Here is a 14109-nt window from a genome sequence, read left to right on the forward strand (position 1 = left end):
TCGTCTCGAATTATTTCCCGAGACAGAACTGCGAAAACAACTGATCCAATAAACTATCCTGTGCTGTATCACCATTGATTTCGCCAAGCGTATCCCACGCTCGTCGTAAATCGATCTGTACCATGTCGATCGGCATCGCTGCTTCTGCTGCACCGAGAGCATCTTCAATCATTTGACTCGCTCGTTTGATGAGCTGGATGTGACGCGCATTTGAGACGTACGTCATATCCTGACTTTCGACACCCTGTTCAAAGAACAGACTCGCAATCGCTGCTTCGAGATCGTTGACGCCTGCTTCTTCGAGCAAGGATGTCGTGACGATTGGTCGACCATCAGCAAGCTCCGTGACACGCGCTAAGTCAATCTGTTGCGCCAAGTCACTCTTGTTGACGATGATGATCGCGTTCATCCCTTTGATTGCTTCAAACAGCAAGACGTCCTCATCCGTCAAAACATCGTTTCCGTTGAGGACGAGTAAGATCAAGTCGGCCGTCTTTAAAGCCTGACGTGACTTTTCGACACCCATCCGTTCGACGATATCTTCCGTCTCACGAATCCCTGCCGTATCAATCAACTTCAACGGTACACCGCGAACGTTAACATATTCCTCAATCGTATCGCGCGTCGTTCCCGCGATATCCGTGACGATGGCCTTTGCTTCTTGCACCAATGTGTTGAGCAAAGACGACTTTCCGACGTTTGGTCGACCGATGATCGCTGTGGATAACCCTTCGCGCAAGATTTTTCCTTGGCGTGCCGTTGTTAATAACTCTGCTAAAATCGCGCGGACAGCACCCGCATCACGTTCGACGATCTGTTGCGTCATCTCTTCTGCATCGTATTCCGGGTAATCGATGTTGACTTCAATCGCAGCAATCGTCTGTAACAATTGTTGACGTAAGTCTTGGACGAGTTTCGAGAGACGTCCTTCAATCTGACTGACGGCGACATGCATCGCTCGGTCCGTCTTCGCCCGGATCAGATCCATGACGGCTTCCGCTTGTGATAAATCGATGCGTCCGTTCAAGAACGCACGTTTCGTAAATTCACCAGGTTCCGCCAGCCGGACTTCCGGTTGGGCGAGGATGAGTTCGAGGACACGATTGACCGCGACGACTCCTCCATGACAATTCAATTCGATGACATCTTCACGTGTAAACGTCTTTGGTGCGCGCATGACACTCACCATTACTTCATCGACGACACGGTCCGCCTCATGGTCGACCAATTTCCCGTAATGAATCGTATGGGTTGGTACTTCCGTCAAGCGGTTGCTCCCTTTATAAACACGGTCGGCTACAGCGACTGCATCAGGACCTGATAAGCGCACGATCGCAATCGCCCCTTCTCCCATCGGCGTCGAAATCGCGGCAATCGTATCAAATTCCATCATCCGTTCTTCCACCTCGTTTTTCTTCTGTCTTTTTATGAGTATTTAATCCTTAATCGTTGCAATGGGTATAACGAAACAACTATACACGAAATGACGCAAAAGAAAAAGAGCGACACTCTGTCAAAACAAAGCGTCGCTCTTCACGTATTAGCGTTTCTTTTTCGATTTTTTAGGAGCCGGAGCTGCTTGTGCTGCTTCTTTTTCACGTTTAGCAGCCATTGTTGCTTCCGTCTGCAACTTAATCTTTTCACGCATCGGCTTCATGATGACGATCGTGACGATGATCGAGAAGATGTAACCGACGACCCAGTAAAGCGAAAGGGCAGATGGGAGTGTAACACCCATGATGAAGATCATGATTGGGAAGACGTAGAGCATGATTTTCATTTGTGGATTGTCTTCTTGACCTGCCATCGAGATCTTTTGTTGCAGATACGTCAGTACCGCAGACATGATCGGCAAGATGAAGAATGGATCCGGTTTACCAAGGTCGAACCAGAGGAATGTGTGTTGGAAAATAGCCGGTGTATAAATGATGGCGTTATAGAACGCGATCAAGATCGGCATTTGGATCAAGATCGGTAAACAGCCTGCGAGTGGATTGACGTTGTGCTCTTGGTAGAGCTTCATCATTTCCTGTTGCAATTTCTGTTGCGTCTCTTGGTCTTTTGAGCTGTATTTCTCACGAAGCTTCATCATTTCAGGCTGGATGACTTGCATTCCACCCATACTCTTCGTTTGTTTAATCATCAATGGAAGGATGACAAGACGAACGAGAAGTGTCGTAATGATGATTCCAATACCGTAATCACCGCTAAAGAACTGTGAAATCTCACGAATCAACCACGCCATCGGCCAAACGAAGTAATGTTTCCAAAAACCTTCTGTGTCTGCTGTGATCGGTTCACCAGTACCATACGAACTAGGTGTACAGCCGGATAATACGATCGCGAGCACGGACATGAGTCCGAGAGTTAACCAAATCTTAGTTCTCTTGTTCATAATTCCTCCTAGAAATTGTTTACGCTTTGTCGAACGCCATCTTCTTCTATAGTAAGGCAAGGAAAGGGAGCGCCGTACAAATCAACAGGATGCATTGCTACGATTCATTTTTTTGATCGCATCCAGACACCGGAACGTTTGAGCACGTGACGGAGACTGTCAGCCACTTCTTGCGCGGTCATCTTCGCGGCCGGATTGCGCGCGATGATCACCAAATCATAATTCGGGGCAATCGAGGCTTCATGCTGCTGGCATGCTTCCCGAAGATACCGTTTTACCTGATTCCGGACGACGGCATTCCCGATTTTCTTACTGACGGATAAACCAACCCGAAAGTGAGTCTGTTGCTCCTTTTTCAAGGCATACACGACAAATTGCCGATTTGCGACAGAGGCTCCTTTAGTAAACACCGCTTGGAACTCCTTGTCTTTCTTGACGCGGTATTCCTTCTTCACCTTATTCACACTCCATCCTGACACTACGAAAATTCGTCGTCTCTCATCATATCATAGAATAAACATGCGACGCGATAGGGCGCATGTGACAAAAGCACGAACACATGAAAAAACATAAAAAAAAATCACCTCGGATCATGCCCGAAGTGATGGATGCATCAATGCATTAGACAGTCAAGGCTTTGCGGCCCTTAAGACGGCGAGCAGCCAAGATACGGCGGCCACTCTTCGTAGCCATACGCGCACGGAATCCGTGAACTTTTTTACGCTTACGGTTGTTTGGGTTGAAAGTTGGTTTCATTCGTCTGCACCTCCTTTAAAAGATCTTTATAACCAATTGTTATTTTCTACTTTAAGGCAGTCTTGTACATTATATAAACTGATTGTGGCATTGTCAATGAAAGTTCAGAAGATTTCTTGTCCTGCTTAAGGGAGTTCTAGTTTGAAAACAGGCAATAGGATTCGACTGTGCAAACTCTATTACGCGATAGAATACATATGGGTCATAGAGGGGATGTGTGTAGACTTATCCACCTATCCACAGACTTATCCACATTATCCACACTTTCCGTGGATAACTCTTCACTTTGTCTACGATAGTATTTTTTAAAATCGACGTCAATCCTCGATTTTGGATTTCCTTTTTCCACTTCTTTTGTATTTTGTGAATAACTCTTTTTCAACGCTTCCTCTTTCGAAAAGTTATCCACCTCTTATCCACAATTTATCCACACTATCCACAGCTTGTGGGTAACTACCTGTGGACGGTTTAATTTACTTGTGGATAAATCATTCCAACCATTGCCAGGGCTCATTTCTTTTGATACACTAATTGTGCATAACATGATCCTGATCGTTCAGGACAAAACAAGTTATACACACCCTGTGGATAACTTTATACACAGATTCAACTGCCTGTGGATAACGTTATCCACAGTTTTTACGTTATGGGGATAAGTCGAGTTTCTTCATTAACTTTGTCTGTGTATAAGCCTGTGTACAAAAATTTTCTATCTTGATAAAAAAAGGGGGGTATTTATGAAAAACGCTGCCGAACTTTGGCATAATGTCTTATCTGTGATCGAGGAAGAGGAACGAACACCGAAAGCTAGTTATGATATGTGGTTAAAATCCACAGAAGGCGTCACGCTAAATGGAACGACACTACTCGTTTCAGCACCAGCTGCGTTTACGGTGACATGGCTCGAGCGCCAGTACTTATCTTTACTCGAAGACACAGTTGAGGAAGTAACAGGAAGCCGACTCGATATTCAGTTCATTGAAGAGGGACAAGCGAAGAAAATGCTCGATCGACAAGAAGAGGAACGTGTTGAGGCAACACCGACTCCGAAATCGCGTCCATCGAACATGCGGAGACCAACAGAGGAACTGACGATGAGTGAACTCGGACAATTGAATGAGAAGTATACGTTCGATACATTCGTCATCGGATCGGGGAACCGTTTTGCACATGCCGCTTCACTTGCTGTTGCGGAAGCGCCTGCTAAAGCATACAATCCGCTTTTCATCTATGGTGGCGTTGGTCTTGGCAAAACCCATCTGATGCATGCCATCGGACAGTACGTTCAAGATCAAAATCTCGGGACACGGATTGCCTATGTCTCTTCTGAACGCTTTACGAATGACTTCATTAACTCCATCCGTGATAATAAGACGGTTGAGTTTCGAAATAAATACCGTAACATCGATGTCCTCTTAATTGATGACATCCAGTTCCTTGCGGGCAAAGAACAGACGCAAGAAGAGTTTTTCCACACATTCAATGCCTTGCACAACGACCAAAAACAAATCATCATCTCAAGTGACCGACCACCAAAAGAGATTCCAACGCTTGAAGATCGGCTTCGTTCTCGTTTCGAATGGGGATTAATCACCGACATCACGCCACCGGATCTCGAGACACGGATTGCGATTTTACGGAAAAAGGCGAATGCGGAGCAACTTGACGTCTCAAACGAAGTCATGCTTTACATCGCAAGTCAAATTGATACGAATATTCGTGAGCTCGAAGGAGCGTTAACCCGCGTTATCGCTTATGCGAATCTCGTCGGACGACCAATCGATCCAAATGTTGCTGCGGAAGCCTTGCATAACATCATGCCGGTCGCTGAACCGCGTAAAGTTACGATTCGTGACATCCAGGAGTCGGTCAGTAAGCACTTCAATTTGCCATTTGATGATCTGAAGGCGAAAAAACGGACGAAATCGATTGCCTTCCCACGTCAAATCGCGATGTATCTCTCACGCGAGATGACGGAGAGCTCTTTACCGAAAATCGGAGAAGAATTCGGGGGACGCGACCATACGACCGTCATCCATGCCCATGAAAAGATCAGTATGTTGATCAAATCGGATGGGGAAACGGGAAAAGTCATCGAACAAATCAAACATGAATTGAAGCATTCATAAAACTGTGGATAAACATGTGGATAAAGTAGGGTGGTTATCCACAACTTATCCACACCGTTTTTGGCTTTATACCAAGTTATCCACCGACTTATCCACACTATCCACAGCCCCTAAGACTATTATTAAAAAAATATATTATTATGTTATGATGGGCGCATGCCCATTATTCTCGAGAGGAGTCTAACGACGATATGCATATCACCATTCAACGCGAAGCTTTAATTCAAGCAGTACAAGATGTAGCCAAAGCGGTCTCATCCCGCACGACGATTCCGATTCTGACAGGAATCAAACTCGAAGCTCATGGAGATGGTATGACGCTGACAGGAAGCGATACAGAAATCTCGATTGAACGGACGATCTATGCAGAAGAGAATGGAACATCTTATGTCACGGTTCACCGTGCTGGTAGTGTCGTCTTGAATGCCCGCTTCTTCGGCGATATCGTCAAAAAGATGCCAAAAGACGAAGTCACACTCGAAGTCTCACCGAACTTCATGACACGGATTCAATCAGGAACAGCGGAATTCCATTTGAACGGTCTTGATCCAGATGAGTTCCCACGCCTTCCGCAAGTCGATGGGGGACAACGTTTCCGTTTACCGGCTGATCTCTTACGTTCGATGATTCGTCAAACAAGCTTTGCTGTCGCTGTTCAAGAAACACGTCCTGTTCTGACAGGTGTGAACTTCTCAGCTGACAAAGGCATCTTGACGTGTGTCTCAACGGATAGTCACCGTTTAGCCCTTCGTCGTGCTCAGTTTGAGACAGATACAGATATCTCGTTCCAGAACGTCATCGTTCCAGGGAAGAGCTTAAATGAATTATCGAAGTTGCTTGGGGACGGTCATGTGGATATCACGATCACGAACCAACAAATCTTGTTCAAGATGAAGCACGTCCTCTTCTTCTCGCGTCTACTCGACGGAAACTATCCGGATACATCACGTTTGATTCCAGAAGAGTACCGGACAGCTGTCCGCATGAATGCGAAAGAATTGCTTCAAGCGATCGATCGCGCGTCGCTGCTTGCACGTGAGGACCGTAACAATGTCATCAAGTTCGCAGCTGAAGGAACGACAGCGGTCGAGATCTCTTCGCATTCACCAGAAGTCGGGAAAGTCTCGGAGCAAGTCAGCATCCTGTCGCTTGAAGGAGAAGAGCTGAAAATCTCGTTCAACTCGAAGTACATGATGGATGCCTTGAAGGCGCTTGACGCGACAGATATCGAAATCCAGTTCACGGGTTCGATTCGTCCATTCATCTTGCATCCAGTCGATCAAGATAATGTCCTGCAACTGATTCTTCCAGTACGGACAGCATAAGCATCAACAGAAAACACGTGACAAGACGGGTTCGATCGTTTCGACATCGGACCCGTCTTTTCGTATACCGTATATACGTTCGGGGATTTTGCTAAATCGTCTAATGTTTAGTACAATAAAGAGTACGTCATTTATAATATGTAGGTAGGAGGAGTCAATCCATGCAAGAAATCAGAATTACAACGGAATACGTCACATTAGGGCAGTTCCTGAAGCTATCGGATATCATCTCAAGCGGAGGACAAGCCAAACCGTTTTTAGCAGAGGTACCGATTCTAGTCAACGGCGAGGTCGATCAGCGACGTGGTCGTAAATTACGGGATGGAGACATCATTGATGTAGAAGACTACGGTCAGTTCATCATCAAGAACGAGGGCAACTAACGTGCGGCTGGATTCAGTCCGACTCAGTCATTATCGCAACTATGACGCACTCGAACTGTCATTCTCCGAAAAAACGAATGTCCTGATTGGTGAAAATGCACAAGGGAAGACGAACTTACTGGAAGCGATCTATGTCCTTGCTCTCGCGAAGTCGCACCGGACGACGCATGACAAGGAACTGATCGGTTGGGACCAGGAAACAGCGCGCGTCGAAGGACGTGTCGTCAAGCGGACCGGCTCCCATGTTCAAGAAATCGTCATCTCGGGTCGCGGGAAAAAAGCAAAGCTGAATCATCTAGAGCAACGACGCTTAAGTGATTATGTTGGGGCACTGAACATCGTTTTATTCGCCCCAGAAGATTTGCATATCGTCAAAGGTAGTCCACAAGTCCGCCGACGATTTCTCGATATGGAGATCGGTCAAGTCAGCCCGGTTTATCTGCATGAATTGAGCCAGTATCTGAAAGTGTTGAAGCAGCGGAATGCATTGCTGAAACAACTGTCCATGAAGGGAGGAGACGAGACCTTCCTTGATATCTTGACGGAGCAAATGATTACGCTAGCCGTTAAAATCGTTCAGCGCCGGCATCATTTCATGGCCCAACTCGAAAAGTGGGCACGACCGATTCATGACGGAATCAGTCGTGGACAGGAAGAACTCGCGCTCATCTATCGTTCGGACACATTCGGCGACGAATTACTCGATGTCGAAGGAATGACTGCGTCCTACACGCGGAAGTTTGGTAAAATAAAAGAAAATGAAATCCGAAGAGGAGTTACGTTGTTTGGACCACATCGCGATGACTTCGAGATGGAAGTCAACGGACGAAACGTCCAAACGTATGGTTCACAAGGACAACAACGGACAGCAGCCCTCTCGTTAAAGCTTGCGGAGATCGAATTGATTCATGAGGAAGTAGGGGAATATCCACTTCTTCTGCTCGACGATGTCTTATCCGAACTTGATGATCATCGTCAAACACATTTGCTCGATACGATGCAACAAAAGGTCCAGACGATCCTGACGACGACAAGCGTCGACGGGATTGCGCATGAAACGATCAACCAAGCGAAGTTGTTCCACGTGAAACAAGGGACGGTCGATTTGGAAGAGACATCATATAAAGAAACAGTAGGTGAGAAAACCGATGAGTAATCATGAAGATATGGAATTGGAACAAGGGTACGGTGCCGATCAGATTCAAGTACTTGAAGGATTAGAAGCAGTACGTAAACGTCCAGGGATGTATATCGGCTCGACGGCATCAAAGGGTCTCCATCACCTCGTATGGGAGATCGTCGATAACTCGATCGATGAGGCGCTCGCAGGGTACTGTGACACGATCAAGGTGACGATCGAACCAGGGAACTCGATCTTAGTCGAGGATAATGGACGCGGTATTCCAGTCGACATCCAAGAGAAGATGGGTCGTCCTGCCGTTGAGGTCATCCTAACGGTCCTCCACGCCGGTGGTAAATTCGGCGGCGGCGGATATAAAGTATCGGGTGGATTACACGGTGTTGGGGCTTCGGTCGTTAACGCCCTGTCGACGAAACTTGAAGTATTCGTCAAACGGAACGAGAAGCTGTATTACCAAGCGTATCATCGCGGTGTACCAGCGCAAGATCTCGAAGTCATCGGAACATCAGAAGAGACAGGAACGACGATTCGTTTCTTCCCAGACGGTGAGATTTTCCAAGAGACGCTCGAGTATGACTATGATTTGCTAGCGACACGTCTGCGGGAACTTGCTTTCTTGAACAAAGGCCTGAAGATCATCATCACGGACGATCGTGCAGATGAGCCGATGACACGTAGCTTCCACTACGAAGGTGGAATCAAGTCCTACGTCGAGCACTTGAACCGTTCAAAAGAAGTCGTTCATGCGGAACCTGTCTATGTACACGGAACAAAAGATGGCATCGAAGTCGAAGTCGCGCTTCAGTACAACGACGGATTTGCGTCAAACATCTACTCGTTCACGAACAACATCCCGACGCATGAGGGTGGTACGCATGAGACGGGCTTTAAGACAGCTCTGACACGCGTCATCAATGACTATGCGAAGAAGTTCGGTTTGATGAAGGATGCGGACGGTACGTTATCCGGTGAGGACGTACGTGAAGGAATGACCGCGATCGTTTCCGTCAAACACCCGAACCCACAGTTCGAAGGTCAGACGAAAACGAAACTCGGGAACTCCGACGCGCGTACGGTTACGGATTCACTCTTCTCTGGTGCGTTTGAGCAGTTCATGCTCGAAAATCCGACGAACGCACGCGCAATCGTCGAAAAAGGGATGATGGCGTCGCGTGCCCGCATGGCAGCGAAACGCGCCCGTGAACTGACACGCCGTAAAGGTGTTCTCGAAGTGAGCTCGCTTCCAGGTAAACTGGCCGACTGTTCGTCACGTGATGCGTCGATTTCCGAATTGTACATCGTCGAGGGTGACTCGGCGGGTGGTTCTGCGAAATCCGGACGCGATCGTCATTTCCAAGCAATCTTACCGATTCGCGGTAAAATCTTGAACGTTGAGAAAGCACGTCTTGATAAGATTCTCGGAAGCAATGAGATTCGGACGATCATCACGGCACTCGGAACAAGTATCGGTTCTGAGTTCAATATCGAAAAAGCACGCTATCACAAAGTCATCATCATGACCGATGCCGATGTCGATGGTGCCCACATCCGGACACTCTTGTTGACGTTCTTCTACCGTTACATGCGTCCGCTTGTCGAGCATGGGTATGTCTATATCGCTCAGCCACCTCTATACGGGATCAAACAAGGGAAGAACATCACGTACGTGCATAACGAACGTGAATTGACAGAGGCGCTTGCAGCGCTTCCTGAAAACGCACGGTACGACATTCAGCGCTACAAAGGTCTTGGGGAGATGGATCCAGAGCAACTTTGGGAAACGACGATGGATCCAAGTGGTCGTCAAATGTTGCGTGTCGAGCTTCAAGATGCAATCGAAGCAGATGAAGTCTTTGATATCTTGATGGGAGATCAAGTCGAACCACGACGCGACTTCATTCAATCACACGCACATTACGTCAAGAACCTGGATATTTAACGCTGAACAGAGAGGGTGGCCAGAAGCATGTCCGAACAAAATCACGGAATCATCAAGGATATTAATATCAGTCAAGAGATGCGTACGTCCTTCATGGACTACGCGATGAGCGTCATCGTCGCACGTGCTCTTCCGGACGTACGGGACGGCTTAAAACCCGGACACCGCCGGATTCTCTATGCGATGAACGACCTCGGTATTCGTGCCGATAAACCACATAAAAAGTCTGCCCGTATCGTCGGGGAAGTCATCGGTAAGTATCACCCGCACGGGGATTCTGCCGTCTATGACACGATGGTCCGCATGGCACAAGACTTCAGCTACCGTTACGAACTCGTCGATGGACACGGAAACTTCGGGTCTGTCGATGGAGACTCGGCGGCAGCGATGCGATATACGGAAGCCCGTATGTCAAAAATCGCGATGGAGATCGTTCGCGATATCAACAAAAACACAGTTGATTTCAAAGATAACTACGATGGTTCGGAACGCGAACCGGAAGTCTTACCGTCACGCTTCCCGAACTTACTCGTCAACGGTTCGAGCGGGATCGCGGTCGGGATGGCAACGAACATTCCACCACATCAGCTCGGCGAAGTCATCGATGGTGTCTTAGCCTTGTCGCACGATCCAGAAATCACGATCCAAGAACTGATGCAGCACATTCCGGGACCTGATTTCCCGACAGCTGGTGAAATTCTTGGTCGGAGTGGGATTCGTCGCGCTTATGAGACAGGACGTGGCTCGATCATCGTCCGCGCGAAAGCTGAGATTGAACAGACGAAAAAAGACCGGGAACGGATCATCGTGACGGAGTTGCCTTATCAAGTCAACAAAGCCCGCCTCGTTGAAAAGATTGCCGATCTCGTCCGCGAGAAAAAGATCGAAGGCATCACTGATTTACGGGACGAGTCAGATCGCCGCGGTATGCGCATCGTCATGGAAGTTCGTCGTGACGCCAATGCGAGCGTCATCTTAAATAACTTGTATAAACAGACGTCGATGCAAACGACGTTTGGTGTCAACATGCTAGCGATCGTTGGAGGACGTCCGAAAACATTGACGCTCAAGGAAATGCTTTATCATTACCTCGAGCATCAAAAAGAAATCGTGCGTCGTCGGACACAGTTCGATCTCGAAAAAGCAGAAGCACGTGAACACTTACTCGCTGGTCTACGGATTGCACTCGATCATTTGGATGAAGTCATTCAAATCATCCGCGGGAACCGGACAGCGGACGCAGCACGTGAACAGTTGATGGAGCGTTTTGCGTTATCTGAGAAACAATCACAAGCGATTCTTGATATGCGCTTGCAACGCCTGACAGGTCTTGAGCGGGAGAAAATTGAAGCAGAGTATGACGAAATCATGCAATTGATCGCGGAACTGAACCGCATCCTTGCGAGTGAGGAAGTCTTGCTTGATTTGATCCGGACAGAACTTGAGGAGTTGAAAGAACGTTTCAACGACGAACGTCGGACGGAAATCCGCATGGACCACATCGAATTCGAAGACGAAGATTTGATTCCGGAACAGGATATCATCATCACGTTGACAAGCAGTGGCTACATCAAACGGATGACGACGGATTCGTACCGGACACAACGCCGCGGTGGACGTGGGGTTCAGGGAATCGGAACGAACGACGAGGATTACGTCACGCGTCTCTTGTCTTGTTCGACGCATGATACGATTCTATTCTTTACGAACCGTGGGAAAGTCTACCGGATTCGTGGATATGAAGTACCGGAGATGAGTCGGACATCAAAAGGTGTACCGATCATCAACCTCATCCAAATCGAACGCGACGAAAAGGTCGAGACGATGATTCCAGTCAACTTCAAACGTTATCTCGAGGAGCAACAAGCAACTGAAGCACCTGTCGAGGTGATTGAAGGAGAGATTGAAGAGACGGAAGAAACGCTCGAAACGGAAGAAGTCGTTCAAGATGAGCAAAAATCATTGATCTTCATGACACGTAAAGGACGCGTCAAACGTTCACCGTTGTCTGCGTACGCACGGATCAACAAAAACGGTTTGATCGCGATTCGATTGTTTGAAGACGATGAGTTGACATCGGTTCGTCTCGCATCGACGGACGATGAAGTCTTTGCTGTTTCAACAAGTGGGAAAGCGATTCGTTTCCCAATCACGAATGTCCGCTCGATGGGACGTGGCGCTCGTGGTGTCAAAGCGATGACGTTACGTCCAGACGATTTCGTCGTCGGGATGGAACTTGCACGTGATGCCCAAGATGTTCTTGTCATTACGGAAAAAGGATTCGGTAAACGGACACCGATGACCGAGTTCCGTAGCCAGTCTCGTGGTGGTAAAGGATTGATCGCGAGTAAGGTGACGGAACGTGTCGGTCAAATCGTTGCCATGCGAATCGTTGATGTCGACGATGACATCATGATCATGACAGAGAGCGGGATCGTCATTCGGACAGACTCGCAATACATCTCACGTGTCGGCCGGAATACCCAAGGGGTGAAGGTCATTCGAATTGAAGAAGGTGACCGTGTTGCAACGGTTGCCAAACTGAAACGAGAAGAGACTGATGAAATGGAAGAAGACACTGACATCGTGTCTGAAGAGAATGTAGTCGAATCGGATGCTCCAGAAGAAGCGGAAGAGTAAGCAAGACGTCAGCAAGGAAGCAGCAGAGTGATACTACTCTGCTGCTTTTATCTACATATATAGATAGAAAGAAAATAAAATAAAAAAGGAGACGAAACGATATGCGAGTGGCAAGTAATCAATTACGCATCGGGGATCGTTTAACGGAACCCATCTATTTACATACAGATCATCCAATCGTAGAAGCAGGTAAAAAGATAGGAACGGATGAGTTACGGCGGATTCAACGATTTTTGATTAAAGAAGTCGTCATCGAAGATCGACCGGATTTAATCGAGAGCGAGGAGGCGCAAACTGAAACCGTAGCGGCTCATACAGAAAATCCGTTTGAAGCATTCATTCGTTCTTACAATAAAGTCTTCATGTCATGGGAACAGGGAATAAAGCCGAATGTGTATGAAGCATTGAGCTGGGTCAAACAGTCCGTTCCAGAACGGATTACGAGACAAGATGTCTTACCATTCTTCCTCGAGCGAGGAACGGAAGCTTATACCGTTCGACATGCCATCTATCGAGGGGCAATTGCGCAAATGCTTGCTGAAGCAGTCGGAAAAGATCGGAAATTAATCCATGAGTTATGGACAGCTTCTTATTTTGCTGACTACGGTCTCGCGCGAATCATGGAATGGCGTCATACGAAACGCTATGAAGCAATGCAACAAGAAATCTTCCACCGGCACCCCGCAATGGCATATCAAGCATTGCAAAAGGAGACGATCATTTCAGATACGGTCAATCGCTTGATTGTTCAACATCATGAACGACTAGATGGAACGGGTTATCCTTTAAAGGTAAAGGGAGATAAGATTACGGATCATAGTCGACTTTTTATTGTGGCAGATGTCTTTGCTGCGATGACAAGTTGGCGTCCATATCGAGAAGCATATACACCGTTTGATGCATACCGTCATTTAAAAGCACGACCGATGCAATATTGCTCGAAGTATGTCCTATTGCTCGGACAGTTACTTTTACCAATCGAAGTCGGTGATCGTGTCCTGATGAGTAATGGAAAGATTGCAACGATCGTTCGAAAGAATACAATCTTTGATCGACCTGTTATTTCATATGAAGAGCAAGGACGGATGATAGTCATGGATTTAATGGAAGAACGACAACATAGTATCATTCAGTTGATGGATTAATAGAGAATACACAGCCTCTTGAGCCGGAATCGTAAGGTTCAAGAGGCTTGTTCATGATTTTAAAAATAATTTTAAAATAAGTGTTGCACAATAATAAATCGCATGATATATTATTGCATGTCCTTAACAACGACAAGCGCTTGAAACAAACGAAAAAAACAATTTGAAAAAAGTTGTTGACTTCTTGTTTGAGACTTGGTATTCTAATTGAGTCGCCAAAACAGGCGCGGACGAACTTTGAAAACTGAACGATGAG

General features: G+C 47.1%; 11 protein-coding genes. 7 read left to right on the forward strand and 4 right to left on the reverse strand.

The window, feature by feature from the left end; translation table 11 throughout:
• Positions 1-10: 10 nt before the first annotated feature.
• The 4 genes from mnmE to rpmH form a co-directional block, all read right to left on the reverse strand.
• Positions 11-1393: a tRNA uridine-5-carboxymethylaminomethyl(34) synthesis GTPase MnmE gene (mnmE, locus tag ASF99_RS15245; protein WP_023469860.1), complete on the reverse strand. Its 1383-nt coding sequence runs from the start codon at positions 1391-1393 to the stop codon at positions 11-13.
• Between the two features lie 147 nt (positions 1394-1540).
• Complete coding sequence (gene yidC / locus ASF99_RS15250) at positions 1541-2395, reverse strand: membrane protein insertase YidC (protein WP_023469861.1); 855 nt, start codon at positions 2393-2395, stop codon at positions 1541-1543.
• A 104-nt stretch (positions 2396-2499) separates the two neighbouring features.
• Complete coding sequence (gene rnpA / locus ASF99_RS15255; protein WP_023469862.1) at positions 2500-2850, reverse strand: ribonuclease P protein component; 351 nt, start codon at positions 2848-2850, stop codon at positions 2500-2502.
• Positions 2851-3016: 166 nt separating this feature from the next.
• Entirely contained in the window at positions 3017-3151 is a 135-nt protein-coding gene (gene rpmH / locus ASF99_RS15260) for a 50S ribosomal protein L34 (RefSeq protein ID WP_012371910.1), read from the reverse strand.
• A gap of 737 nt (positions 3152-3888) precedes the next feature.
• Here rpmH and dnaA point away from each other — a divergent pair.
• The 7 genes from dnaA (at position 3889) to ASF99_RS15295 (ending at position 13853) form a co-directional block, all read left to right on the forward strand.
• Positions 3889-5280 carry a chromosomal replication initiator protein DnaA gene (dnaA, locus tag ASF99_RS15265; protein ID WP_023469863.1) on the forward strand — a complete coding sequence of 464 codons (1392 nt, stop codon included), beginning with the start codon at positions 3889-3891 and terminating at the stop codon, positions 5278-5280.
• A gap of 191 nt (positions 5281-5471) precedes the next feature.
• Entirely contained in the window at positions 5472-6605 is a 1134-nt protein-coding gene (dnaN, locus tag ASF99_RS15270) for a DNA polymerase III subunit beta (RefSeq protein ID WP_023469864.1), read from the forward strand.
• A 161-nt stretch (positions 6606-6766) separates the two neighbouring features.
• Complete coding sequence (gene yaaA / locus ASF99_RS15275; RefSeq protein ID WP_023469865.1) at positions 6767-6988, forward strand: S4 domain-containing protein YaaA; 222 nt, start codon at positions 6767-6769, stop codon at positions 6986-6988.
• A 1-nt stretch (position 6989) separates the two neighbouring features.
• Complete coding sequence (gene recF / locus ASF99_RS15280) at positions 6990-8144, forward strand: DNA replication/repair protein RecF (RefSeq protein WP_023469866.1); 1155 nt, start codon at positions 6990-6992, stop codon at positions 8142-8144.
• A 10-nt stretch (positions 8145-8154) separates the two neighbouring features.
• Positions 8155-10068, forward strand: a complete 1914-nt coding sequence (gyrB, locus tag ASF99_RS15285; RefSeq protein ID WP_200864062.1) for a DNA topoisomerase (ATP-hydrolyzing) subunit B — start codon at positions 8155-8157, stop codon at positions 10066-10068.
• A gap of 27 nt (positions 10069-10095) precedes the next feature.
• Complete coding sequence (gene gyrA / locus ASF99_RS15290) at positions 10096-12708, forward strand: DNA gyrase subunit A (RefSeq protein WP_055969794.1); 2613 nt, start codon at positions 10096-10098, stop codon at positions 12706-12708.
• 101 nt (positions 12709-12809) lie between these two features.
• A complete protein-coding gene (locus ASF99_RS15295) occupies positions 12810-13853 on the forward strand; it encodes an HD-GYP domain-containing protein (RefSeq protein ID WP_055969797.1) in 1044 nt (347 codons plus the stop codon).
• The last annotated feature ends 256 nt before the right edge of the window (positions 13854-14109 follow it).

Source organism: Exiguobacterium sp. Leaf187, assembly GCF_001423925.1.
GTDB classification, from domain to species: Bacteria; Bacillota; Bacilli; order Exiguobacteriales; family Exiguobacteriaceae; genus Exiguobacterium_A; species Exiguobacterium_A indicum.